Source organism: Leptospira sp. WS58.C1 (assembly GCF_040833995.1).
Taxonomy (GTDB): domain Bacteria; phylum Spirochaetota; class Leptospiria; order Leptospirales; family Leptospiraceae; genus Leptospira_B; species Leptospira_B cinconiae.
The window spans coordinates 2,032,501-2,054,971 of sequence record NZ_CP162137.1 but is presented as its reverse complement, the minus strand read 5'-3'; the positions used below and the strand labels follow the sequence as shown (position 1 = coordinate 2,054,971).

At 40.6% G+C, this 22,471-nt stretch carries 37 protein-coding genes and 2 pseudogenes (1 of these 39 cut by a window edge); 32 read left to right on the top strand and 7 right to left on the bottom strand.

Going from position 1 to position 22,471, the window contains the following annotated elements; translation table 11 throughout:
• Window positions 1-40: 40 nt before the first annotated feature.
• From AB3N61_RS09420 to AB3N61_RS09410, 3 genes are read left to right on the top strand one after another with little or no spacing between them, the layout of a single operon-like run.
• The gene (locus tag AB3N61_RS09420) at window positions 41-532 is read left to right on the top strand and encodes an NYN domain-containing protein (RefSeq protein WP_020771628.1); all 492 of its coding nucleotides are present in this window, start codon (window positions 41-43) and stop codon (window positions 530-532) included.
• A gap of 4 nt (window positions 533-536) precedes the next feature.
• Window positions 537-2,036, top strand: coding sequence for an MBOAT family O-acyltransferase (locus tag AB3N61_RS09415; RefSeq protein WP_020771562.1), 1,500 nt, complete (start codon window positions 537-539; stop codon window positions 2,034-2,036).
• 14 nt (window positions 2,037-2,050) lie between these two features.
• Window positions 2,051-3,145 (top strand): DUF1574 domain-containing protein, encoded by a 1,095-nt coding sequence (locus AB3N61_RS09410; RefSeq protein ID WP_367897437.1) that lies wholly within the window; start codon window positions 2,051-2,053, stop codon window positions 3,143-3,145.
• Here the strand turns inward: AB3N61_RS09410 and AB3N61_RS09405 are convergent.
• From AB3N61_RS09405 to AB3N61_RS09395, 3 genes are all read right to left on the bottom strand, one after another.
• Window positions 3,133-3,861: an SIR2 family NAD-dependent protein deacylase gene (locus tag AB3N61_RS09405; protein WP_020771621.1), complete on the bottom strand. Its 729-nt coding sequence runs from the start codon at window positions 3,859-3,861 to the stop codon at window positions 3,133-3,135. The two genes, AB3N61_RS09410 and AB3N61_RS09405, sit on opposite strands and share 13 nt — an antisense overlap.
• A 1-nt stretch (window position 3,862) precedes the next feature.
• On the bottom strand, window positions 3,863-4,405 hold the full coding sequence (locus tag AB3N61_RS09400; RefSeq protein ID WP_367897436.1) for a DJ-1 family glyoxalase III: 543 nt from the start codon (window positions 4,403-4,405) through the stop codon (window positions 3,863-3,865).
• Between the two features lie 145 nt (window positions 4,406-4,550).
• Complete coding sequence (locus AB3N61_RS09395) at window positions 4,551-5,711, bottom strand: glycosyltransferase (RefSeq protein WP_367897435.1); 1,161 nt, start codon at window positions 5,709-5,711, stop codon at window positions 4,551-4,553.
• Between the two features lie 293 nt (window positions 5,712-6,004).
• Here AB3N61_RS09395 and AB3N61_RS09390 point away from each other — a divergent pair, with 293 nt between their 5' ends.
• Window positions 6,005-6,853, top strand: coding sequence for a pectate lyase (locus AB3N61_RS09390; protein ID WP_367897434.1), 849 nt, complete (start codon window positions 6,005-6,007; stop codon window positions 6,851-6,853).
• 22 nt (window positions 6,854-6,875) lie between these two features.
• Here the strand turns inward: AB3N61_RS09390 and AB3N61_RS09385 are convergent.
• Window positions 6,876-7,250, bottom strand: a pseudogene (locus tag AB3N61_RS09385) (hypothetical protein); the annotation flags it as partial.
• On the opposite strand from AB3N61_RS09385, the pseudogene AB3N61_RS09380 reads away from it, so the two are divergent.
• From AB3N61_RS09380 to AB3N61_RS09245, 28 genes and pseudogenes are all read left to right on the top strand, one after another.
• Window positions 7,183-7,725: pseudogene (locus tag AB3N61_RS09380) on the top strand (pentapeptide repeat-containing protein); the annotation flags it as partial. The pseudogenes AB3N61_RS09385 and AB3N61_RS09380 sit on opposite strands and share 68 nt — an antisense overlap.
• A gap of 32 nt (window positions 7,726-7,757) precedes the next feature.
• Window positions 7,758-7,997, top strand: a complete 240-nt coding sequence (locus tag AB3N61_RS09375) for a hypothetical protein (protein ID WP_367897433.1) — start codon at window positions 7,758-7,760, stop codon at window positions 7,995-7,997.
• Window positions 7,994-8,308 carry a hypothetical protein gene (locus tag AB3N61_RS09370; protein ID WP_367897432.1) on the top strand — a complete coding sequence of 105 codons (315 nt, stop codon included), beginning with the start codon at window positions 7,994-7,996 and terminating at the stop codon, window positions 8,306-8,308. Before AB3N61_RS09375 ends, AB3N61_RS09370 begins: the two co-directional genes overlap by 4 nt.
• Window positions 8,309-8,708: 400 nt before the next feature.
• Window positions 8,709-9,005, top strand: coding sequence for a hypothetical protein (locus AB3N61_RS09365; protein WP_367897431.1), 297 nt, complete (start codon window positions 8,709-8,711; stop codon window positions 9,003-9,005).
• Window positions 9,002-9,232 (top strand): hypothetical protein, encoded by a 231-nt coding sequence (locus AB3N61_RS09360; protein WP_367897430.1) that lies wholly within the window; start codon window positions 9,002-9,004, stop codon window positions 9,230-9,232. Before AB3N61_RS09365 ends, AB3N61_RS09360 begins: the two co-directional genes overlap by 4 nt.
• Window positions 9,229-9,570, top strand: coding sequence for a hypothetical protein (locus AB3N61_RS09355; RefSeq protein ID WP_367897429.1), 342 nt, complete (start codon window positions 9,229-9,231; stop codon window positions 9,568-9,570). The genes AB3N61_RS09360 and AB3N61_RS09355 overlap by 4 nt, the downstream gene beginning before the upstream one ends.
• 165 nt (window positions 9,571-9,735) lie before the next feature.
• On the top strand, window positions 9,736-10,014 hold the full coding sequence (locus tag AB3N61_RS09350; RefSeq protein ID WP_367897428.1) for a hypothetical protein: 279 nt from the start codon (window positions 9,736-9,738) through the stop codon (window positions 10,012-10,014).
• Window positions 10,011-10,223, top strand: a complete 213-nt coding sequence (locus AB3N61_RS09345) for a hypothetical protein (protein WP_367897427.1) — start codon at window positions 10,011-10,013, stop codon at window positions 10,221-10,223. The genes AB3N61_RS09350 and AB3N61_RS09345 overlap by 4 nt, the downstream gene beginning before the upstream one ends.
• The gene (locus AB3N61_RS09340) at window positions 10,223-10,534 is read left to right on the top strand and encodes a hypothetical protein (RefSeq protein WP_367897426.1); all 312 of its coding nucleotides are present in this window, start codon (window positions 10,223-10,225) and stop codon (window positions 10,532-10,534) included. The genes AB3N61_RS09345 and AB3N61_RS09340 overlap by 1 nt, the downstream gene beginning before the upstream one ends.
• Window positions 10,506-10,895 (top strand): hypothetical protein, encoded by a 390-nt coding sequence (locus tag AB3N61_RS09335; RefSeq protein WP_367897425.1) that lies wholly within the window; start codon window positions 10,506-10,508, stop codon window positions 10,893-10,895. Before AB3N61_RS09340 ends, AB3N61_RS09335 begins: the two co-directional genes overlap by 29 nt.
• A 38-nt stretch (window positions 10,896-10,933) precedes the next feature.
• Complete coding sequence (locus AB3N61_RS09330; protein ID WP_367897424.1) at window positions 10,934-11,554, top strand: hypothetical protein; 621 nt, start codon at window positions 10,934-10,936, stop codon at window positions 11,552-11,554.
• Window positions 11,551-12,030, top strand: a complete 480-nt coding sequence (locus AB3N61_RS09325) for a hypothetical protein (protein WP_367897423.1) — start codon at window positions 11,551-11,553, stop codon at window positions 12,028-12,030. The genes AB3N61_RS09330 and AB3N61_RS09325 overlap by 4 nt, the downstream gene beginning before the upstream one ends.
• 145 nt (window positions 12,031-12,175) lie before the next feature.
• On the top strand, window positions 12,176-12,988 hold the full coding sequence (locus AB3N61_RS09320) for a hypothetical protein (RefSeq protein ID WP_367897422.1): 813 nt from the start codon (window positions 12,176-12,178) through the stop codon (window positions 12,986-12,988).
• On the top strand, window positions 12,985-13,248 hold the full coding sequence (locus tag AB3N61_RS09315) for a hypothetical protein (protein ID WP_367897421.1): 264 nt from the start codon (window positions 12,985-12,987) through the stop codon (window positions 13,246-13,248). The genes AB3N61_RS09320 and AB3N61_RS09315 overlap by 4 nt, the downstream gene beginning before the upstream one ends.
• Window positions 13,202-13,561, top strand: coding sequence for a hypothetical protein (locus tag AB3N61_RS09310; protein ID WP_367897420.1), 360 nt, complete (start codon window positions 13,202-13,204; stop codon window positions 13,559-13,561). Before AB3N61_RS09315 ends, AB3N61_RS09310 begins: the two co-directional genes overlap by 47 nt.
• A 4-nt stretch (window positions 13,562-13,565) precedes the next feature.
• Window positions 13,566-13,757 (top strand): hypothetical protein, encoded by a 192-nt coding sequence (locus tag AB3N61_RS09305; protein ID WP_367897419.1) that lies wholly within the window; start codon window positions 13,566-13,568, stop codon window positions 13,755-13,757.
• Between the two features lie 6 nt (window positions 13,758-13,763).
• The gene (locus tag AB3N61_RS09300; RefSeq protein WP_367897418.1) at window positions 13,764-14,231 is read left to right on the top strand and encodes a hypothetical protein; all 468 of its coding nucleotides are present in this window, start codon (window positions 13,764-13,766) and stop codon (window positions 14,229-14,231) included.
• Window positions 14,232-14,266: 35 nt separating this feature from the next.
• Complete coding sequence (locus AB3N61_RS09295; protein WP_367897417.1) at window positions 14,267-14,743, top strand: hypothetical protein; 477 nt, start codon at window positions 14,267-14,269, stop codon at window positions 14,741-14,743.
• A 50-nt stretch (window positions 14,744-14,793) separates the two neighbouring features.
• On the top strand, window positions 14,794-15,456 hold the full coding sequence (locus AB3N61_RS09290) for a hypothetical protein (RefSeq protein ID WP_367897416.1): 663 nt from the start codon (window positions 14,794-14,796) through the stop codon (window positions 15,454-15,456).
• A gap of 54 nt (window positions 15,457-15,510) precedes the next feature.
• Window positions 15,511-15,930 carry a hypothetical protein gene (locus AB3N61_RS09285; protein WP_367897415.1) on the top strand — a complete coding sequence of 140 codons (420 nt, stop codon included), beginning with the start codon at window positions 15,511-15,513 and terminating at the stop codon, window positions 15,928-15,930.
• Window positions 15,917-16,624, top strand: a complete 708-nt coding sequence (locus AB3N61_RS09280; protein ID WP_367897414.1) for a hypothetical protein — start codon at window positions 15,917-15,919, stop codon at window positions 16,622-16,624. Before AB3N61_RS09285 ends, AB3N61_RS09280 begins: the two co-directional genes overlap by 14 nt.
• Window positions 16,621-17,097 carry a hypothetical protein gene (locus AB3N61_RS09275; protein ID WP_367897413.1) on the top strand — a complete coding sequence of 159 codons (477 nt, stop codon included), beginning with the start codon at window positions 16,621-16,623 and terminating at the stop codon, window positions 17,095-17,097. The genes AB3N61_RS09280 and AB3N61_RS09275 overlap by 4 nt, the downstream gene beginning before the upstream one ends.
• A gap of 2 nt (window positions 17,098-17,099) precedes the next feature.
• Window positions 17,100-17,492: a M15 family metallopeptidase gene (locus tag AB3N61_RS09270; RefSeq protein ID WP_367897412.1), complete on the top strand. Its 393-nt coding sequence runs from the start codon at window positions 17,100-17,102 to the stop codon at window positions 17,490-17,492.
• 175 nt (window positions 17,493-17,667) lie between these two features.
• Window positions 17,668-18,375, top strand: a complete 708-nt coding sequence (locus AB3N61_RS09265; protein ID WP_367897411.1) for a hypothetical protein — start codon at window positions 17,668-17,670, stop codon at window positions 18,373-18,375.
• Window positions 18,376-18,624 (top strand): hypothetical protein, encoded by a 249-nt coding sequence (locus AB3N61_RS09260; protein ID WP_367897410.1) that lies wholly within the window; start codon window positions 18,376-18,378, stop codon window positions 18,622-18,624. It abuts the gene before it with no gap.
• A complete protein-coding gene (locus AB3N61_RS09255) occupies window positions 18,624-18,830 on the top strand; it encodes a hypothetical protein (RefSeq protein WP_367897409.1) in 207 nt (68 codons plus the stop codon). Before AB3N61_RS09260 ends, AB3N61_RS09255 begins: the two co-directional genes overlap by 1 nt.
• 59 nt (window positions 18,831-18,889) lie before the next feature.
• Complete coding sequence (locus AB3N61_RS09250) at window positions 18,890-19,081, top strand: hypothetical protein (protein ID WP_367897408.1); 192 nt, start codon at window positions 18,890-18,892, stop codon at window positions 19,079-19,081.
• A gap of 409 nt (window positions 19,082-19,490) precedes the next feature.
• Entirely contained in the window at window positions 19,491-20,153 is a 663-nt protein-coding gene (locus tag AB3N61_RS09245; RefSeq protein ID WP_367897407.1) for a hypothetical protein, read from the top strand.
• 95 nt (window positions 20,154-20,248) lie between these two features.
• Here the strand turns inward: AB3N61_RS09245 and AB3N61_RS09240 are convergent, their stop codons facing one another.
• From AB3N61_RS09240 to AB3N61_RS09230, 3 genes are all read right to left on the bottom strand, one after another.
• Window positions 20,249-20,530 carry a hypothetical protein gene (locus AB3N61_RS09240; protein ID WP_020771569.1) on the bottom strand — a complete coding sequence of 94 codons (282 nt, stop codon included), beginning with the start codon at window positions 20,528-20,530 and terminating at the stop codon, window positions 20,249-20,251.
• A 126-nt stretch (window positions 20,531-20,656) separates the two neighbouring features.
• The gene (locus tag AB3N61_RS09235) at window positions 20,657-22,204 is read right to left on the bottom strand and encodes a methyl-accepting chemotaxis protein (RefSeq protein WP_367897406.1); all 1,548 of its coding nucleotides are present in this window, start codon (window positions 22,202-22,204) and stop codon (window positions 20,657-20,659) included.
• 103 nt (window positions 22,205-22,307) lie between these two features.
• Window positions 22,308-22,471: the 3' end of an SCO family protein gene (locus AB3N61_RS09230; protein WP_020771555.1), read on the bottom strand. The gene runs 394 nt beyond the window's last position; only the last 164 of its 558 coding nucleotides appear in the window; its start codon lies off the right edge, out of view; its stop codon occupies window positions 22,308-22,310.

Here is a 22,471-nt window from a genome sequence, read left to right as displayed (position 1 = left end):
TTTTTCCAAAACATACATTCTGGTCACTAGTTTTAAAGGGATGCATTTAGTCGTAGACGGTTTCAACCTGATTTACAAAATTCCTGAATTGGAAGAGTATATGTATTCCAATCGATTGAGGGATGCCAGAGTCGGCCTCTTGCGGATTTTGGAATCTTATTCTTCTAAATTGAAAAGTTCTAAGGTCCATGTTTTCTTCGATGGTAAAAAAGAAAAAGGGAACGAGACCAAAGAAGATTCGTACGGAAAAATACACGTTTATTTCAGCCAGGACAGAAAGGCGGACGATTTGATCAAGGAATATATCAAGTTTGCTCCAAGGCCTGCGGATCTATTTGTTGTGACTTCCGATCAGGAAATTTTGGCTTTTGCAAAAAGACTAGGAACAAAACCTATACTATCCGAAGAGTTCGTAAAAAAAATAGAAAGCGCCTTAGCGGAAAAACCGACTCGGGAAGAAAAGGACTCCGGCGCAAAACTTTCTCCGGGAGAGATTCTCTACTGGAAGGAACTATTCAAGAAGGGAAAGTAAAAGAGTGCTCTACAATTCGATCTTATTTTTCGTTTTTTTCTCCGTCATATATTCAATCTATTGGCTTCTTCCGGAAAAGAGAAGATCCGATTTTTTACTCATTTCCAGTGCGATCTTTTACGTAATCGCTTCTTCTACCATCTTAAATGGGCTCTATTTCTTTTTTCATTTCTTAATTATCGTTTTATTCAATTATTTCGCATATTTTAAGATCAGGACTTCCGCAAAACCGAAGGTTTGGATGATCTTTGCCGTTCTTTTAAACGCGATTAATCTAGGATTCTTTAAATATTTTTACTTTATGAACAGGATACTTTTTGATCTTACTAAGTATCCGTTTTTTGACGAAGTGCCTAGAATATTACAGATCTCCCTTCCTTTGGCGGTGAGCTTTTACAGCTTCCAAATGATCGCTGCGGCTGTGGATGCCTATCGCAAACCGGAAGGTGATGTGATCGGATTGAAACAATATCTTAGTTTTGTAATATTCTTTCCGGTTTTGATTGTAGGGCCGATTTTAAGGACTAAGGATTATTTCGTAAATATCGGACATTTGAGCCCAGATAAGGATAAGGTTATTCGCGCCTCTTATCTGATGATCTCAGGTTTGATCAAAAAATTACTGATCGCGGACCCTGTGGCCGGAGTGATCGCTCCAGTGTTTTCGAATCCAGGACAGTACGATAATCTATCCTTGGTCTTAGCTGCTTTCGGATATGCAATCCAAGTATATTGTGATTTTTCGGGTCTTACGGATATGGCAAGAGGAGTCGGTCTATATTTCGGATTTGAACTTCCTGAAAACTTTAATGCACCTTTGTTTTCTCCTTCCGGAAGAGAATTATGGCAGAGATGGCACATGACTCTTTCTTTTTGGCTTAGGGATTATATTTATTTTCCTTTGGGTGGAAGTAAAAAAGGAGAATGGCGGACCTACCTCAATCTGATCATCACTATGACGGTGGGCGGGGTATGGCATGGCGCAGACTATACGTTTATAGCATGGGGATTCTATTGGGGAGTCATTCTCGCTTTCGAAAGGTTTTTAGTAGGCAAGTTCGGTTGGAACGACGAAGATTCCAAAAGTAAAATTCTGAACTTCTTGAGGATACAATTCGTATTCTGTTTATTCTCATTCAGCGCGATCTTATTTAGGGCAAACTCAGCAACTAAGATGCTTCAACACGTTGTGGGACTTGTTACGAATACTCCTAATTATTTATCTGCTTCTTTACAATCCTTAGGCTTTGGCTGGATAGAAAATTCTATTTCCCTGGTCACCGGACCTTCTCCTTTTATTTTAGAATCCATGAAGAATATTGAAAAGATCGGATATTCTTATTTGGGATTTATCGTTTTCCATTGGATCCAATCCAGAAAGGACTTATTGTTGAAATGGGGAAGAGGAAAGGATTGGCTGCTTGTGGCCTGCGGGGTAGGGACGGTATTTGCCATCGCATTATTATCGGAGGATTCCGGAGCCTGTATCTATTGTCAATTTTAGGCGATTAAATCACTATGAAAAAGAATACATTCTTACTTCTTCCTCTGCTTGTTCTTTTGATTTCCTTAGGCTTGGATCGACTGTTCACCTTAGAGTTTTTTCAATATTATTATTCCAATACGTTATCTCATTTGAATTTTATCAGCAAAGAGGATCTATATTCGGATCTGAAAGAGTATCTGAAGAAAGACCCGACTACACGTAAAAAAACTTTGGTGTTTTTCGGAAATTCCAGGGCGCTTCTGCTTCCTACGAAAGAATTGGAAAAAAAACATCCGGACTGGGTGCTTTATAATTTTTCTGTTCCGGGAGGATCTCCGGATTATTTTTTATACTGGGTGGAAAGATTTCATTCGGACGGCACAAGACCGGATTTTATTCTTCTGGACCAATCATTAGAAATATATAATAAAACTCCCGTTCTCGCATTGGACGAAGTCTTGATTTATGGCCTTTCCCCAGAGTTTATACTCAGGCATTGGACCAGGTATTCCAGAGAAGAATTATCGGTTTTTATCTCCAAGAATCTATTTCATACTTATAGAGATAGACCTAAACTCTGGCGGGTTTTGGAAAGAATGCAAAACTCCTCCGCTTTAGCCAAAGTGTATCAAACAGCGGTCCAAAAAGTGTTGACTATGCTTAAGGAAGAAAGGGGAAGCACTCCTAGAGAGCTTGTTAAACAGAAACATACGGATGAACAGCTTGTAAAGGTATCCGAAACGGATTTTTCCTCCTATTTAAAACCGTATACCTTTCATTCGAATATGTTCGAAATGCAGAAAGATTCCATCAGTATATTAAAAGAAAACAATATACCTTACGCGACTATCTGGGTGAAGGTGGCTCGTCCATATTTTAATCTATATATGACTAGGAAAGTGGAAACTTCCGAAGGTCTCAAAACTCCCATGGAAGTCTGGAAACCTATTGTGGAGAAGTTTAATCAAGAGACGGGGACCCCTTTCTGGAATATGAACGAGGATCCGAATTATAATTGTGAGGAATTTGCGGATCCAGGTCATATGTCCCCGAATTGTTTCCCCGTCTTCGGAGATTATATCTTTAGAAAGTTAGAAGAAACGTTTCCAAAGATTCATACGAAATAAGAAACAATTTCCGGTAGGATTTCTCCCGCCTTTCCTTGTAGGAATAGGTCCGCGTATCTGCTATAGCCGCTTGGATCGAGATTTATCTCTATCACAAAAGCTCCGTTTTCTTTTGCAATCCTGGCAAGTTCTACGGGAATTCCTACAGCGCCGGAAGAACCGATCACTAAAGCGAGTTCCGATCTTTCTGCAAGAGACACAGCTTGGTTTAATAGTTCCGTATCATAACTTTCTCCGAACCATAGAACATCCGGTCTTACCAAGTTTCCACAGTTTGCACATTCTATAGAAATTTTCAGTTTAGAAAGATCCGAATCATAAAAGTGAGCGCAGCTGATACATCTATTCCTAAAAATATTTCCGTGGATTTCCATGACCTTTTCGGAGCCTGACTTTTTATGAAGGCCGTCCACGTTTTGGGTGATTAGGTAAAAATCGGATCTTTTCTTTTCCAATTCTGCCAATGCAAAATGAGCAGGATTCGGAGACTTAGTAGAGATTAATTCCATTCTCCAGAGATACCATTCCCAAACGAGTTTCGGATCTTTACGAAATGCTTGAGGAGTTGCAAGGTCCTCCGCCCTATATTGTTTCCAAAGACCTTCTTTTCCTCTGAATGTAGGAACTCCGCTTTCCGCTGAAATTCCTGCCCCCGTGAGCGCTAGAATATTCTTGGAATTCTTAAATCTGTTTTTTAGCTGCGGCGATATTTGCATTTTATGCAGGAAGTTGTAAGTTTTTTTCCACTTCTTTTCTTTTTTCGACCCCGGAGAGAAGTTCCACAATTTTTAAAGAGAATTCGAATGCGGAGCCGGGACCGATACTAGTTAAAATTTTATCGGAAAGTTCTAATCTGCTTCCCGTATATTTTTCATTGGAGGGTACACTTCCGGGGAAGGCGGTAAATTTTTGGTCCTGAAGAATGTTGTGGGTTAAAAGAACGTTCGGTGCCGCACAGATAGCACCGATCCATCTGTCTTCCTTTTTAAATTTTTTTAATATTTCCGAGACGAAAGGATCCGCATTCAGATTTTTAGTTCCTTGGTTTCCTCCAGGCAAAACAATCATATCAAAATTAGAAGGATCGATTTCGGACAAAAGTGAATCTGAAACTAATTTTATTCCTCTGGAAGCTAAGATTATATTCGAGGAAATTCCGGCAGAGACAACCTCAATCCCGGCTCTTCTAAGCACGTCCACCACGATGACTGCTTCCATTTCTTCCATTCCGTCCGCAAAAGGAACGAGCACCTTAGGCATATTTTTCTCCGATCGATTGGGTTGGTTTAGAAGGTAGTGGACCTTCTCTTTATTGTCCGCATTTGCAGGCTTCAGTATCCTTGAAACTTGTCAAGGACAGGCTATCATTATATTGGGATCCTTGGAGAAGAAATCAATAAAAACTTTATCTATTTAGTTCCGCTTTCTTGGACCAAGTCAGATTGGAATTCAGGAAATAATTTGAGACCATAGCTGTCAGGATGGAAAGAATATCCGCGCTGAATTTTAAAGTAAGCTCGGAGACTCCACTCCATTGTTTGAAAATGGAATAATAGATAAAATGGAATGCTGACATTTGAACAAGTAGCCCTACCATACTTACGGAATGAAATATTAGAAATCCAATTCCTAAATTTTTGCCTGAATACCTTCTTTCATAAAATGTAAAGTAATTGTTCAAGAAGAAGTTGGATAGGATAGAAAGTTCTATACCGAAAAATACCGAAAGCGAAAAAGGATCCAAAAAGAATATCCCGGTTCGTACTTCCGGAAATTTACATAATTCGCCGATAAAAAACCCGATTAAGTTTACAAGCACTCCGCTTGCTCCCACGAGTGAATAGAGTAAGAAGGTGGGGGAGATCCATTTTCCGAAACGAATGTCCAAGATTGCCAAAAAGAAATTTTTGATTACCGAATTGTTTAACTTTGTTTCTCCGTATATTCTTGTTTGGAAAGTATATGGGATCTCTTCAATTTTCAGTTTTTCCTTACTTCTTCCCAAAAATTCCAGAAGGATCTTAAAACCTCTCGGGTTGATAGAGTTTTTAGTTTCAGAATACACGGAACGTTTGATCCCGAAGTACCCGCTCATAGGGTCTGAAACAGGAAGACCTAAAAGACCTTTTGCTAAAAAATTCGCAAATCTGCTGATACCAATTCTAGCCAAAGACCATTTCCCCGTAGATCCTCCTTTGGCATATCTGGTCCCGAGACAGAGATCCACATTTCTTTCATAAAAAGAACGGATCATCTCCGGAAGTATCTTTTCGTCGTGTTGCAGGTCGGAATCCATTACTACAAAAACTTCTCCTTCGGCAGCGCCCATTCCGGTTAAAACAGCGGAGGAGAGACCTTTTCCGGTCAACCTGCGGATTACTTTGAGTTGAGGTATTTTCTTTTGAAGATGTTCTGCGACTTCCCAGGTATGATCCGGACTGTCATCATCCACTACGATAATTTCATGACGATAATCGGATAGGGAGCGAGTAATTCTATCCGCTGCAATCGGTAGGTTTTTTCTTTCGTTGTATGTAGGAAGTATAACTGAAATAGATGGCCGCATGAAACCAAATTTCTACAAGCAAGTTTCTAATTCAATATTTTAAGTAATTAATTGATTACATACTAAATACAAATAAATTTCCAGACCAAAGTATTTAGAAAACGTAAATGATTTCGACCAAATTCTATTCTTTCTCGAACTAGGTATGCACTCGGATGATGTAAAAATTTGTATTCTACTTCGGTAGAAAATATATCGGGAATGCTCCATGTTTGAGGAGATATTTAACCGCTTGACTTTTGAAAGTGGAACGGATTTGATCTCGGGTCGAAAATCATCAGATAGGCAACAATATGACTCCCACCTTTAGAATGTTAGGTATTGCTAGTTTCTTTTATTTAGGCATTTTCGATCTCGGAACGAATATCATTTTGGAACAAGTTTTAGATCCTTCCTACCGAACAAAAAGCCAACTGGAAGCGAGTTCTTGTAATCCTCCTGGAACTTATGAATTTTTTCCAGGAACAGGTTATTATCCGAGCGGTTCTAGCGAGGTTTATACCTGGCAAACACCAGACGGAGTTTCGTTCGAAGGTTTTGAAACGTACGCGGATGGAACGGTGATAGAAGTAAGTTCTAATAAGGCTTTGCGATCTCATATTGAAGTTACTTCCGGAAGTCTGCTATCCAAACATCTTTCGGGTGGGCTTTATAAGAGGGCGAAAACGGAAGATTACAATTTTAGGATGTTAATCCAAGGTTTACATAATGGTTCTCGGGTAAAATGGACGGATCAAGCCGTTGAGACGAGGTTTTATATAGATTCTTGGCAGGAAGCAACGGACAATTGGCAGGGGATTCATTTATTCACGAGATACAGGACAGAAAATGATTTGTATGTGGCATCTCTCCGAAGTGATGGGACCGTTTATTTTAAGAAAAAACTCTGCGGGACTTACACAACCTTGGCAACCGGAACCCTAAAGGATCAGGCAGGAAATCCAAAATCTTTTCAAACAAAACGATGGTATAAGCTGACCTTAGTTGCGATTGGGAATCATATTGACTTTTATGTGGATAATGTTCTACAACTGTCCGTTACGGATGGGACCTTTAGCTGGGGAACATCCGGACTCCGGACAGATTATGCAAATGTCTATCTGGACGATCTGATTTTGTATGATGATTTGAGCGATTTTTGAAGAATGTAGGCGCTTCGACGAGTTAAAAAAGTAGACTTCCATACGACAAAGGAGCCGTCCATTTGTCTGCAGTCTCGGAATCTAAGCTTTTTATATCCAGAAAAGGCTGCAGAGTAACTTCGTTCCGATCTAAGTCAACTTCCGATAATAGGTAATATGTCTCATTGGCACTATGTAGCAAATGATTCGTGGAAGTAACAAAAGACGATTTAGCGTATATTTTAGAGCAACATAAGCTTTGGATTCGCGGTCGAATGACGAATGTCATCGAAGGAAAACGCGCAGACCTAAGCAGCGCAGACCTACGCCGCGCAAACCTAAGCGGCGCAGACCTAAGCAGCGCAGACCTAAGCCGCGCAGACCTAAGCCGCGCAAACCTAAGCGACGCAGACCTAAGCGACGCAGACCTAAGCCGCGCAAACCTAAGCGACGCAGACCTACGCCGCGCAAACCTAAGCGACGCATACCTACGCAGCGCAGACCTACGCAGCGCAGACCTACGCGACGCAGACCTACGCCGCGCAAACCTAAGCGACGCAGACCTAAGCCGCGCAAACCTAAGCGACGCAGACCTACGCCGCGCAAACCTAAGCGGCGCAAACCTAAGCGGCGCAGACCTAAGCGGCGCAAGATATTCTTTAGAAGTTCTTTCAATTATCCAGGTTGGTCCGATCGGATCTCGTAATGATTATACGAAATACGATTATAAAAAAGACGAAGTTATCTGCGGTTGTTTTAAAGGAACCTTAGATGAATTTGCACAGAGAGTTTCCGAGAAGTATTACGATCCGGATAATGAACATGGAAAGAATTACGTAAAAGCGATCGCCTTATTCGCTTCCTTCAAAGTTCCTGCGGAGATTGCGAAGTGATTTTTCAATTGACTATAGATATTGGCGAGAATATGAAATCTCGCTACTTTCTGAAAGATGATCAGAAATTCCAAATTTCAATTTGGGAAACAGATTTGCAACCCGCAGGAAAAGGAACTTATACGGATGTTCCGTACAAAGATAGAAAGGATGATTCGACTCGAAAATGCGCAGTCATCTCATTAACGGCGGAAGAGTTTTACGACTTTCTTTATAAAGGCGAAATCCCTTCTCTTCCTGAAAAGCCTATGGTCGCGGGAGAACCAGCATGAGCCGCAAGAAGAAGGAGATTATAGCTACTGCAAAACATATTCGAATATTTGAATATGTTTTGTTTGAAAGGGATCGTCAGGAAGAACTTTTAAAAAAAGGGAAATTTCAATATAATGCGGCGACTAAAGGCATCCGGGCTAAAGCAAAGCTTCCAATCTTAGTGGAAGAAGTTGGCGAAGTTGCGAAAGTTATAAACGAAATGTCTGATCAAGGGATTGCGAATGATCCAGCCGAGCTCAAAAAAGAACTGATCCAAATAGCTGCCGTTTGTTTTGCATGGATCGAATCTATAGAGGAAGATCCGACATGAATCATATTAGCAAAAATCTTCAAATTAAACTTTTAATCGAAAAGGCAAAATATCATGCACGGATTTCGCGCGCATATCTCGATGCCGCATATAAAGCAGGGGGCCGATATAGCTTGTCCTCCGGAGATGCGTATGCCTATTCCAAAAATTATATTGATTCATTGGAGTATGTTAAATGAGCCCAACTCAAAGAATTATCATGCTCGCAGTATTCGCTTTCGCAGTCTTCCTGTTTTGGATAGATCATAAAAAGGACCAAGGAGGAGTTTTATAATTTCGGATGGTATTCATTCGGCCATCCGGACCCTAAAGCTTTCTCGGCCTTCTCTACGAGAAACGAATCATCACTTGGAAGCTTTGGGACATCCGAAATTATAAAACTACAAAAAAGGAAAAGGTTATGGAGTTTAAAAGAGTAAATTTGCGCTGGATATACGATTTTATGATTACGCAAGAGGGATTCGTTCTTTCGCAGATCTTCCGCGTGATCTTTATCGTGGCTCTTGTAGTATTTGGAGTTTGGTTTAATTTTAAATTAAATCAGCAACCGATCCAGATCAAAAAGGATCTTCCAAATACTTGTGGAATGTGGAGAAAGACTCCGGTCATTTTCCTGGATGAAGTGAACGGCAAGCAGGTAAAAAATCCAACAGATATTTATACCTGCATAGAGCCAAGGATTCCAGTAGAAAAATGAATTATGGAGATATACAAATAAGGCAGAAAGCCTTAACGCGACGCAGAGATAGAGCTGCAACAATTCTTTCCGGATTAATTTCAGGACATCTTGCATCTCCCAATCAGGATAAAATCCATCCGGAAGATTTGGTAAGAGAATCACTTCTCATAACCGATATGCTTTATGAATGGAGCAAAAAAGATCCCAAAGAACTCCCGCGAGAATTATTCGAGGAAAAAAGATGACCGTCTTAAAGGCCGCTGACAATCCAGCAAGAGAATACGAAGCCGCTCGCCTGCCCGACCTTTCTGTTGTTAAAACGAAAGAGAAAGGCATAACGCGAGAAAGAATATCACGTCTCCTTAATGATCTCGACTGTATAGTCGGGCATCGCTTAAAAATGGAAGACTTGAGTTCTTACGGTATCCTTGTTCTCGATCTGGAGCGGATGCGCACTGGAATGAATTACTTCGAGGATAGTGACGAGGTGCTCAAAGGTGCCGAACGAATAGCGCGAGATCGAGCTCGCGCGGGACTTGCGAAGATCATAGACGATCTAACACTTGTTTTGCAAAAGCTATGAATCCACAAGAGTTACTAAGAGATTTAGAAGACGTTTTACAAAAACATAAAGTAGAACTCGATCTTTCTTGGAGATTCATAGGCTCCAAAGGAAAATCTCTTCTAAAACTCTACGTCCAGACTGGGACAGAAAAAAAAATGAAATCAATTAAGGATGGGCTGTTTAATGGAACCGGTAAAGGTTGAAACCGAAGGAGCTCCGAAGCGGATTATTTCTATAATCCTGGACCCAGAAAAGAATCACATCGATTTGCAGGCTCACGGTTGGCCTAAGGTGATTAGTCCTGGGAAAATGCTCTATGAGCAATTTGAAATGATCCGCACTGCCCTTTATGGAATTGAAGGACAGATGGTAAAAGAATTCGAGAATTTAGAAAATAAAATTCTAAAGAACCATCTCGGAGAATTGGATGATCGAAAGTTCGATTACAAGGCGGGACAATGAGCGAGAAAGTTGCGCCACAGAATTTCAGAAAAGGTGGAGTTATTGGATTAATAGAAGGCGTCCAAGAACGTTTACAGGAGGTTTCGTATTTTATAAAAACAGAAACTACTGATGACGAGAATTATAAAATCCTTCTGCAAGCGGAAAAAGAATTAAAAATCGCAGTGGCCTACTTACGATTAGTCGTCTGTATGGCAGGAGAAATATAATGTTAGAAAAGTATTTAGAATATCTATTTTGGATCTGGGTAGTTCCTACTGGGCTTTCTGTTTTTGTTTGCATGCGTGTTATAATGGAGGCAAAAGAAGATGCTCCAAAAGCACATTTCATTTTCTTCATATATTGGGTCTTCTGTTCTCTGTTTTGGCCTCTAATTCCAATCTGGGTTTATTTGATCCTGCCTAAGATCAGAAAGAAAAAGCAGGATGAATATTGGGGGCTCATAGAAATATTCCATACCTTAATGACTACTAAGGAAGAGAAAGAAAGAAATGCAAAATTTCAAACTTATAATAGTTAGTCTACTTTTTTTGTCTTGTTGTGGTTATCCAAGATATACGATTCAAACCTGTGAATCTATTTCAAAAGAAGATATCCCAAAAGTCAGAGAGATGGCTGAAAATCTTTCTAAAAATGTTACTGCAAATGGACTTGGAGGAGACTACGAAGATATTGACGACACAATCTATGCTGCGACAAAAAGTGCAATGCGTCTCTATACTTTGGATAGAGATTGTTTAAGGATTCAGTTCGGCCCAGACAGCGGATATAGATTCATAAATGAATCAGATCTTTCTGAACGACAAAAAGAAATTTTTTTAAGACTAAAAGAATATCCAGGCGAATACACAACAAAAAGCGATGGAACAGTAGGCCCGTAGGGGCCTGCATTTTTTTTGCCCACACAAAGAGACATATTATGGAATCAAGAACTACTCGGCTTTATGCCCCTGCCCAAATCATCTTACCAGAAGCCGTCTACTTAGACGAGAAGCTTAACGCAACTCAACTTCGTATATTCGGAATTATTCATATATTCACGAGCTCGCGCGGCTACTGTGAGCTCTACAATCCGCAAATTGCAATGTGGATAAAAAAAGATCAAACTACAGTAGGAAAAGGGATCGGAGTTTTAGAAAAACGTAATCATTTGAAATTAAAATTCATGCCGCACGATATAGATGGCACAAAACGCCTTATTTTTAATCCCTATATTTCCGGTCAAAAAGAAAATTTAGGGTCGCCGGAGAAGCGATCCGGGTCGCTCCACGCGCGAGGGGGGGTCGCCGGAGAAGCGAGGAAAGAGGGGTCGCTCCACGCGCGAGGGGGGGTCGCCGGAGAAGCGAGGAAAGAGCAAGAAGATAGATATACAATTAAATCCAAGAACGAGAAGGCATCGTGGAAACGGTTCGTTGAATATGCGGAGAATAAGCTGTCTAAAAGTTCAGCAGAACAAATTCGGAATGCAATGGGTGTCGATGAGCTCCCGGATAATTTGAAACTTGTTTGGCAACGTTGGTATGAGAAGGTGTCCGCATGATAACTCGTGTCGAAGAAGTTCCACTTAATGACTACAGACAAACTGTAAAACTTATATTCGAAAAATCTAAAGAATATACTGGCGACATCACTTCTCTTTTTTCCGAGATGAGTCCGATCCAATTTTTTGACTATGTTGCAAAGCTTCCGTATAAGAACGATCCGGAAACTCGGATAGTGAACGGCAAAGTCGTCGAAGGAATGGAGCTCGTGCATAGACCTTCTATTATTTTAGATCCAAAGTGGACCGGTTCTCGTGATTGCGATGATAAGACAAATGCAATTGCGACTTACTTAAGAAAAAAAGGATATACTTTTCGAATTCATGTAACCGGAAGAGGACAAGAGCCAAGGCATATTTTTCTTTCTGCAAAATTTATGGGAGTTTGGGTCCCAATGGATGCGACCTATCCCGGAAACAAGTTCGGAAAGCTTCCCTACACTCCTGTTTACCACAAAATTTTTTATGAAAAATAGTTGGATATCCAAATAAATAGTTTGACTTCCAAACTATTATTATGTCTAATCTGGTTAGATGGCAACACTCGGGTTCTTAGCAGGCGATGAACGCCCTACTTCCACTCTAATCCTTCCTTCACGCACCGGGGTGTCTGTTCCTGCTTTGAACCTTGCCAAACCGCTGCCTAAAGGAATGAAAGGAAGACAGAGAACTCTTGCTCTTCCTAAGATGGGAAACCGGACTCCAATGGGAGTCGGTCTGCAACCCAAGGTTGTATATGGCCCCAAAGATTGGGCAGATAATTTTTCTTTTCAAAAAATGCAAACCCTTGCCGGAGATGAGATTCAACTCGGCGAAGGATACGAGCTGGGATCCTGGCTCTCTGCTGCACTTAATTTAAAAAAACTAAATATGGCTGCGGGTTTGCTTGCATTAAAAAAAATACAACCTCTTAAGATTGCAGCGGCTACTTTGAGCAAGGCGACTGCTGCGGGCGGGGCATCCGCACTTGCAAAAAAAGTTGCCGATAAAACTGGAATTAACAAGGCGCTTGAATCAGTTAATCCTAAGTTAGTCATCTCTGATCCATTTTTCAAGGCTGCAGGGAATGTGTCTTCCGTATTTGGCCCTGGAATCGATGCTACAATAAATCAAGGTATTGATAAGGTTGCGGACGTTACCGCATTTGCGGCTTCTGTTTTACCCGGCACTTCCACTGCTGTAAATGCCGCTCAGCAAATAAACCAAGCAACACAAACTTTTGACAGCGGGTCCGAAGGATTCAACTCCGCAACTACCCCACCCTATCCGACTACTGCACCAACCATTGATACTGGACTTATAGGGCCTTCTGATGAAGAAATCGATAAGGCAAAAAAAGATCTTACTGGACTATTCGTTATAACAGGAATCGGAACTGCGATTCTTGCCGCTGCGTTCATTGCAAAAAATAAAAAGAAGAAAAAGAAAAAATGAGCGAATCGGTAATATTAGGAATTGTTTATGCGATTACCGAAGTGATAAAATTCGGTATAAAGTCATATTCTAATAAAAAAGATAAAAAAACTCGCGCTTCTGAGATCGAAGGATTCGAGGAAAAAGTTCGCTCAATAGTTAAAGAGTGTCTTGATGAAGCGGTCGAAACGATCCAAGGAATAAAAAAGCTTAAACTTATAAAAGGAGGTAAGAATGTTAACCGGAATTCTAAACAATCTAACATCCGTCGCCATTCCTAAGGTTTCCGCAGGAGTTACGACAGGAGTAAATACTGCAATTAATTCCGCGATAGAAAAGGGATTAAATTCTCTTTTTACTCCGAAGCCTCCTAAGAATAACTTAAATGATATTCTTTCTATAGCATCTGCACTTCGTCCGCCGGCTACTGTTGCAACTCCTATAAGGAAAGCAACTTCTACTCCTGCTCTTCCGCCTGAGATAAAACTTGGACAAGAAGCAAGCGCCGGAAATGACGATATTATGAAATACGCTCTTATTGGCGCCGGAGTTTTAGGCGCTGTGTTTATATTACCAAAACTTATAAAAGGGTAAAGAAATGGCAGGACCAGCAAAACCTAAAAAGCCGAGATATCCTAAGCAACCTTCCGCAAGAGAACCGATCTCTAAATGGAAGACCTGGCAAAAACAATGCCAGAAGATCAACGCAAAATACAATCGTGAAGTTCGAAGCTGGGAAGCTTTGAGAAATAGGATCAAGGCTCTAAGGTCTTCTAAGAAAAAGAGATAAGAATTCGTGAAGTATCGTTTCTTCATATATTTTTCTGGATCAAGAATTTCCAGTTTTTGGCCTCAGGGAGTTCCACAGGATAAATCAAATTATCCTTTTCTGTTCTTCCCTGAAAGGCTCTTAAATGCAGACAAAGAAAGAATGTCTTTCATTCTTCCTGGTCCGGAAAGTTCTGCTGATTCTCAATATATGATTGGGGCTTTTATAAACGCATTTAACCGAACCTTTGCAGGAAAAAATAAAATTGTAAAGACTTCTGTTCAGCAGATAGCCGAAACAACTACTCCTGCAAAAGTGGATACTACTCTTCCGCCAAATCCGGCGATGTATGTTCCACCAACTCAGACTACGGAGCTCACTCCGGATGAAGAGTTTATAACCACCGGAATGAACCTGACCCCTTTTGTAGTGATCGCTGGTTTATTCGGACTTGTGGCAGTTGCTGCAAGTAAGATGAAAAAAAAGAGGAAATAGTTTGATATCAAACAAACAGATCGGAGAGAATCACCATGGCTAAGAAAAGCAAAAGAAAAGGGTCCATGAGCACAGACGTTATTATTGGCGGTGTAATCGGATTCGCAAGCTACTTGTTAACCGGATTTACCGCAAAGCAAGTTACAAAATCAAAATCATTGAAAGAAGCAGGCCTTTTTGGCGTCGCTATTTGCGGACTCGGTGCAGTCGGTTCCTACTTCCTCCCTAAATGGGAATGGAAACTTGGCGGTATGATCGGATCTGGACTCATGGCGTTTAACGCAGCTCTTCAAACTGAGCTCATTCCTAATGCACAACAGATTAAGACAAGTTTAATGCTTGCTGGTAACGATAATATCTCTCCTGAGATGATCGCCTACCTCACAGCAAATGGCGCTTATAATTCCGGACAAAGTTTGAACGGATATACTCTTTCTGAGGGAACAGACGAAAGCCCTTTGGATGGATACACCCTATCGGGTGCGACGGATGCTAATCCGCTCGGAGCATAAAAAGAAATCGTAGTGAGAAAAACAAGAAAACACTAACGGAGAGAATCAACATGGCAAGACTTACAGAAATGGTCTTCGGAGGCCAAAAAGGAAACGTAGAATTCTACGAGTCCCACAAGTATTCTACTTGGGCCTTAGCAACAGGCGCAACCGCCTTTCAACCGTTCAATAACATAGAAGCCGCTAACCTGCGTAACTATGATAAAGGACAGAATATCTTTAAACAAAACCAAGGTAGGATTCTTGCTCTAAGAGTTTCCTTCCATGGTCCAGCATACGTTAACCCTACTTTGCAAACAGGCGCGACTTTCGCAACTCTGACTGCAACTCAGGATTATAATGCATTCATGGCTCAAGCAAGATTGAGTATCTTACAAGATTCTCAACTTGTGCATGAGGACCTTTTAAGTAGCTACCTGCCATATGCACCTTGGATCTACCAAGCACCAGATGCAGGATCTCCAACCGCCGCAACAAGACCGTTGACTTTCTTCGATCCAAACGACGGAAACGGAAATAACTACAAAGCGTCCAAGTGGGGAATTGTATTCAGACCTCCTCTTGTCGTAGGAGCAGGTCGTTCTGTGGACTTCCAAGTGACTACTCCTCCGGGATATTCCTTGCCGTCTACTTTAAACGGCTTCTATGTAAGATTCGAGCTCGTGACCGAGGAACTTCCTCAATCCAGCATCTCTCAGGTTCGTCCTGCGTAAGTAAAGGAAAACCTCCGGAGAAATCCGGAGGTATAAGGAATTTTTCATATGGAAATGATAGAAAAACTCCCGCCTCCTTTAAATACTCAAAAGGATGCGGAACAGCTTTACATCGGAAACGAAAATGCGTCCGCGATTTCTGCGTCTACAGGTTATTCTCTTGCATTAACTATTACGCATAATGCCGGATCTCCGATGCTTGTTACCGGTTTCCATTTAGTGTATTTGGATAATACCCTGGATAGAGTTCCGGTAATCATAAACGACGCGCAGAGAAATAGGCAGATCGTTACTGGAAATTCTCCGCTTTGCACAATCGGAGTAAGGAGAGGACAAACTGTTGTCGCTCCATTCCAAAAAATTAAACCTTTCATTCTTTATTCTGGACAAAGTGTTCAACTTTCCGTCCTAAATAACACGGGTGGAAACATAGCCATTGGAGCCTTGAGTTTAACTCTCTATGGATTTCAGTAAGCTACAAGACATCCGCCGAATAGTTCATTACGGCGTCTATCAGCAAGGAACAAACGGAGCCACTACATTTTATACTGTAGCGGTTCCGTTCCATGCAATAGATATTAATCCGTCTTTAAAATACCGAGTGAATCATTTACGGATCACTCCGGAATTTGGATACGATGCCGGCGGAAATTTTGAGAACTATGAAATTATTCCTCTACATATGAGGTTTTGGCTTACTAACGGAAATGTTGGTCAAGTAATCGCTCAATATTCATCCCAGATAACGTTTTCTTATAGTTATAAAAACATAGCTTCAAACCCTGCTTTAGAATTTGATAAATCAGATATTTATGATGCGGCAAACTTCACTTTGACGAATCAATTTCCATCTGTCACAAGTAATCCTAACTTTTTATACATGCAGTCCGGGGATATTAATATGTGCCTTAGGACAATGCGAGTTCCGACTATTTCCGACTTCCCTCTTAACTTTTCCCAAGTTTGGGAAAAAGGACCTACTCCAACACGAATTCAGAACTACGGAGTGATCGGAAATAATGATCTTTCTTTTGCGTTCAAAGCGCAAAATTATAATACCCTCCTGTTTACTCCGTATGGATTGAAGCAGAGAGATTTCGCCGCTCCTCCTGTAGATTATAAATTCTCTTATGCAGTCGAATTTGATTTAGAGGTTTATGATATATGACTTGGAGAGAGCAACCGGACGGAACTTACTTAAGCGATTCCGCTCCTTACGTAGCTACTCCTATAGGCGGAGGAGATTATTCTCTTTCTTGTCTTGATCCAAAAGAAGATAAAAGATTTCTATCGTTTTCGGAAATCTTGCAAGCACCATTTTTTCCGGTCCCAATTCAGTTTAGATTAGATGATGGGACTGCTTTTGCTATAAAGTTTATTTCTTTTACGCTTGGCATTGGGGTCACTAATTTAAATGTTCCACATGGAGTTCCTAATTTAATAAGCAATAATTTACTAATCGGTGCAACATTCATGAATATTACAAACTTGGGAGGGTCCTCTGATAGGGTAGATTATTCCATTGCAACTAACGTAGATACTCCATATAGATTGGCATTTTCAAATACAGATGCAACAGTAGTAAGAGGAACCGCTACTACTTCTGCAAACGCAAAAGCATTAATGTTCTATAAGGTATAATCATGGGTGAATGTGGGCCTTTAAGAATAGAAGGAGTGGATAGAAGACTTTTAGATTTTTTTCAGGATCTAAAAAAAGAACTTCCTACTGCCCATATCACTTCCGGATTTCGAACTAAAGAAGAACAAACTTGTTTATATAAAAAAATGCCTCCTGGTATGGCGGCAAAACCAGGAACCTCTTCTCATGAATCCGGAAGAGCTATAGACATCGGCGGAATAGATTATACCTCCAAAGAGCTCCGTAAAACTGTCACTAAGGTTCTTGGTAAGCATCCAGATGTCCTCTGGGGTTATTATTTTAAAGTTTCGGATCCCGTGCACTTCTACGTCCCCAAAACGTCTCCTGTATGGCCTGCGGCTCTAATCCTTGGTTCGCTTGGGCTTTTTTTTTAGCTAAACGTAAGAAAAAGAAATAACTCCTATACCTGAAAAAACCTAACTGCGAAAAGCCTTTAAGACCGGAATTCCAAGCTTCCGGTCTTTTTTTTGTTCTATATCAAACTAAAATAGTTTGACAGACAAACTAAAACGCGATAGAAATGCTTTAGCAAGTAAAGGAAAATACTATATGTCCTACATGAACGCGCTTAATACACTGAGAAGTCTCAAGATGCGCAAAGGGAGATTAGAACAAAAATATCCCGATTCTGCGATTACTTTGGCCTTTTCGTATGGCGAAAAGGAACAAAAATATACGGAAGCAGTTCCAGCGATTGGCCTAATTCATGAACAATTAGAAATTTTTGACGAGGAAATCGCAACCGCCAAGGTGCAATGGTTCTTATACCAAGATAAGAAACTTTTAGATAAAGGTTTCATGACTATTGCAGAAGAGGAATCAGATCAAAGGCAAAATGCGAATCCGGAAGCTGGCGCAATCCAAAGCATGGTTGTTTTAATGGGAGAATTCCAAAAGAATCTTACCAAAAGTGTTTCGGAAACCATGGCAGAGGTAAAAAAGGCCATGGATTACAGGCATGAATTCCAGGAGCAAATGCACGAATCCCGAATGAAGCAAATGGAAGAATTTAACAATAAGCTTCATGAGGCAAGGACCGAGCAAATGGAAGCCCGGATGCAACTCCAATTAGAAAAATTCAAAATGGAAAAAGAATTGGACCAGGAGCCGTCTGGATTCGAGAAGGCTGGCGAGTTTGCGACGAAGCTTATGGATAAACTGGAAGAGTCCCCTACTCTCCAAGCCATTGCGAAATCATTATTAGAAAAAGTAGCAAATCCGGGAAGACCGGTTGCCGGACAAGCAGAGAGGGTTTAGATGAATTGGAAAAATTGGATTATCGCCTACGGGTTAGATAAAAAACTCCATTCGTATTTATTTGCCGTGGGCAAATGTATTCATAAAGATAAGAAATTAAATAGAGCAACGGTCTCAACGGGAATTAGGTTCGAATTTTATTATTTGGTTCCTGTTCTAAATTGGGCAATTGAAATTAAGCCTTGGGGTTTTCTTTTTCAATTTAATATCGGTCTTTTTGGATTCAAAGCAGAGGCTAAGTGGGTATAATGGAAGCACAGGAAGCAGCACCGACAGCGGTTCTTATCATAGAGAACCAGAGACACATCACGAATATCTTAAACGGTATTTATCATATTTTCAATAATACGGTTTTTGCGGCACAACTTCGGAACACTCCTGAGTTTAGGCAGATGGAAGAGGATTTAAAGTCCCTCACGGAAAACGCGAAAAAACTTCTCGACTCGGTAAAATAATTCTTGCAATAATAAAAACGCAAGTGTTTCATAGGACCGTGAAAGGAGGAGTTGCATACATGCCAAAGACTGCCACTAAGGTAGTCCGCAAGGCTGAGGAAGCAGAAAGAGGCAAAGGATTAGGAATTCCGTTGCCTGCTGATCTCTCTGAAAGGCTTACCGCCTATTGTGAAGAGACAGGAGCTTCTAAGGCCAAGATCGCGCGGATTGCTTTAAAGCAGTTCTTAGATTCTAAGAAACCTAAGAACTAAATGAACGTGGCATAATATTTATATATCATGAGGGAAGTAAGAATAGAAGACTCAATAGATCCCTGCCCTAATTGTAGTTCGAGAAGAACTTCGATTCTTGGAAGAGGGAGCGCACTCAAAGCATCGTATTATTTTGTTCAATGCGGAGATTGCAAATTTGAAGGTCCACATTCTTATGTTTCTCCGATTGATGCTATAGCGCTTTGGAAAATAAATCCGAAAGCGACATAGCCTGGACTTCCGGATATAGGTATTATGTCGCATTAGATTCGGCGTCTGGTGATATATCATGAACCAAGGCTATCCCACGTTTCGCGCGCACTGTATGACTCTTAACGAACAAAATCAGATGATAATCTATTTACTATTCTTGACCGGATTGACTGAGCCCTATCCATAATGGCTGAATATGAAAGCTCCTATCTTTTCTATTTTGATCATTGGGTTATTAACTAGTACAGGTTTCCATTGTCTTTACTATCATTCCGTAGATCCGGTTCTTTCCAAAAACAATTTGGAACCTTCTTCCTGTCTGAGTGTTGTTGCCTTTAAAACCCTGATCAATGGACTTCCTCCCGATATTACGACCGAGCAATCTGCAGATGGCAATCGTACGAATGTAAAGGTTTCGGAGGATAAATACAATGGCAAATCTCACCCGGCTTTGGATGTCATGGCAAAGGAGGTTTTTAATGAATCCGGGATCCTTTCATCGAACGATAAACAAGGAACGGAGGTCCAAAAGGGAGTATTTATCCAGATCAATAACAAGATCAGTTTTTCCCCACTCGCATACGCAGGAAGGACGTTTTCCATGATGACTTTGACTCTTTTGCCTAGCAGATTAACTGCGTTTGAAAGTTTCGATGTTTCGGCATTTGAGGACCAAAAACTGCTATTTAAGAAAACCTATCTGCATGAGGTTCGGTCTTGGCTCTGGCTACCTTTGGTTTTCTTTTTTTGGGCAGGAGAAGATCAGAAAGAAGGACAGTATTACTATAAAGATGTGCTCAAAGATGTGATCTCGAATATTATCGCGAAAAAAAAAGAACTGAAAAAATGTCCTAGGTAAAACGTCTAGTTTTTTTAAAGTTTTAGGACATAATCCCGACTTCTCCGCAGCTCTACATCGAACGTTAAGAAAGACCGGGACCTACTAAGGAAGGATTAATACCCTTGCCAAAGAGAAATGGTAACGATCGTTTTTCCGTTATCGGATTTGTTATCACATTGGCATTTGATTTTAGCGGATTGGCTATAATAACCTTGTCCGAGTGAGAATCCTGGGGCCGGCTTACAGCTTTTATACAATCCCCCATCTACCAAACGGTTACAAGCTGCTTGGATTGCTGCTTCAATGTCCCCACTTTGTGAGCTGATTGTGCCTGGAATTGCTAAGAAGACCGCAACGGCTAATGCGGAAGCGGAGATAAATAGAAACTTTTTCATGGTAATGTCCGAAAACAAATAGGAACATTCCTCTCGGAAAGAAAATATTTCAAACGAAAAATTTTGGGGATTGGAAAATTCTTTCCGTGCTTTCGGATAAATTTCCGGTTTAAGTATTGAAGTTTGTTATGCCTTAAATTCGTGGACCTGCTTTTGTAAAGAACCGCTTAATTCTTCACATTTTCTTGCCTGGTCCGCAGCCTCAACAGCTTTCGTTGCAATGATCGCATTCGAATTTTGGATCCGATCTAGAAAGTTTCGGATCTCTTCCAGACTTTTCTTTTCCGCTTCCGTTGCTTGGTGAACGTTTTGGGAAATTTTTCCCGCATTGAACAGAGCACCGGCCACAGTAACCCTGATATTCGTTTGTTTTTCCAAAAGTAAAAAGAATGAATCTAGGCTTTCTTTGATAGAATCCACGTCACCCAAGATCAAGGAGATGGTTTTTGTTCCTGTCTGAACTATATCCGTGTTTTTGGTCATCTCTTCTTTTCCATCGCGGATCAGTCTAGAAATTTCCTTTATGGTGCTTGCTGTTTGGTCCGCTAATTTTGAGATCTCGTCTGCGACCACTGCAAAACCTCTTCCATGTTCTCCTGCTCTTGCCGCCTCTATGGATGCGTTTAACGCAAGAAGGTTTACTTTATCGGCAATATCCGTAATCGTCCCTAATTTTGCAGTAGTACTAGAAGAGCTGGATTCAATTCTTTTGATGGATTTTTCGATCGCCATTAGACTTTCTTCCGATTCTCGAGCGTGTTTCCATGCCGTCTCGAATAAAGCCTTTGTGGAAACAAGTCCGGCTTCCATTTCCTGGAAACTGACTTCTAAATTTTGAAAAGAATTTTCCAGAGTCCCTGTTGCTTCTAACTGCTTTTTTGCGGAATCGGATACGTCTGAGATTGCATCAGCGATCTGATTCATACTTACATTAATTTCTTTCAAACTATTTGCTTGGTCAGTCGTTTTATCTGCTACTGTCGAAGAACTCTGGACCAAACTTTCTAAAATTCCGTTTACAGATTCCGATTTTTCCCTGACTTCTCCCTGGATAGAAACGTTATATTTTCGGACTTCTTCCAATTCCGCCAAGTTGATTTCCTGATTCAAAAATTCCTTTTTGAAGGTTATTGAAAAGTATATTAGTATTCCGGTCTCAAAAATCACGAAAATTGCATGTAACAGAACGATATCCCAGCCGTTCCCATAATTGAATATAATGATAGGAGTTTCGGAAATTTTGTACCCTATACTCTGGCAGAAGGAGAATAAACCATGGTGTACAGCGATATATAATGCTCCAGGTAGCAGTGTTTTCCAATCTCTATAATAGAGAAGAAAAGCCAATGCAACGAACACATGAAAATGCATCTCTATCCTTCCAAACTGGGATTGGATCAGTATCCCGGACCAAGCCATAATGAGTACGGCGTTTAAGATCCTTAATATATATAACCCCCTTAAGAACAAAAAACCGATGGTGGAAAGTATCGCGATTATTATGGAAGACTTTAGGACGAACTTCCAGGTTCCATATTCCACGGATAATAAGAATGCAAAAGGAATATGGGCTAAGAGAAGAATGTAAAAGAAACGATCTACTTTTGTAGTCTCTTCCTTGAATTTCAGCCTGGCTAAATCTTGTATACTTTGTTTGTGATGGAGCGGATTCATATTTTTTTCCCGGAGGATTTATTTTTTGGTTCGATTTTCGGGCTTTTTGAGATTAGATCTTTCGAACGATCCCCGGTTGGTATTTTCGTTTATTATGAATCGCTTAATTAAGTTGGGGCTTTTGTTCTTTTTTATCGCTTATGAATTTAATAAGTTCATTTGGATTCTGGTCCCAATGTTTATCGAATTCGAAAATTAATCCTTTAATCCTTCCTTGAGAATTGACCCAAAGGACGGAATCCGGATGTTCTATATCCCCATTTTTAT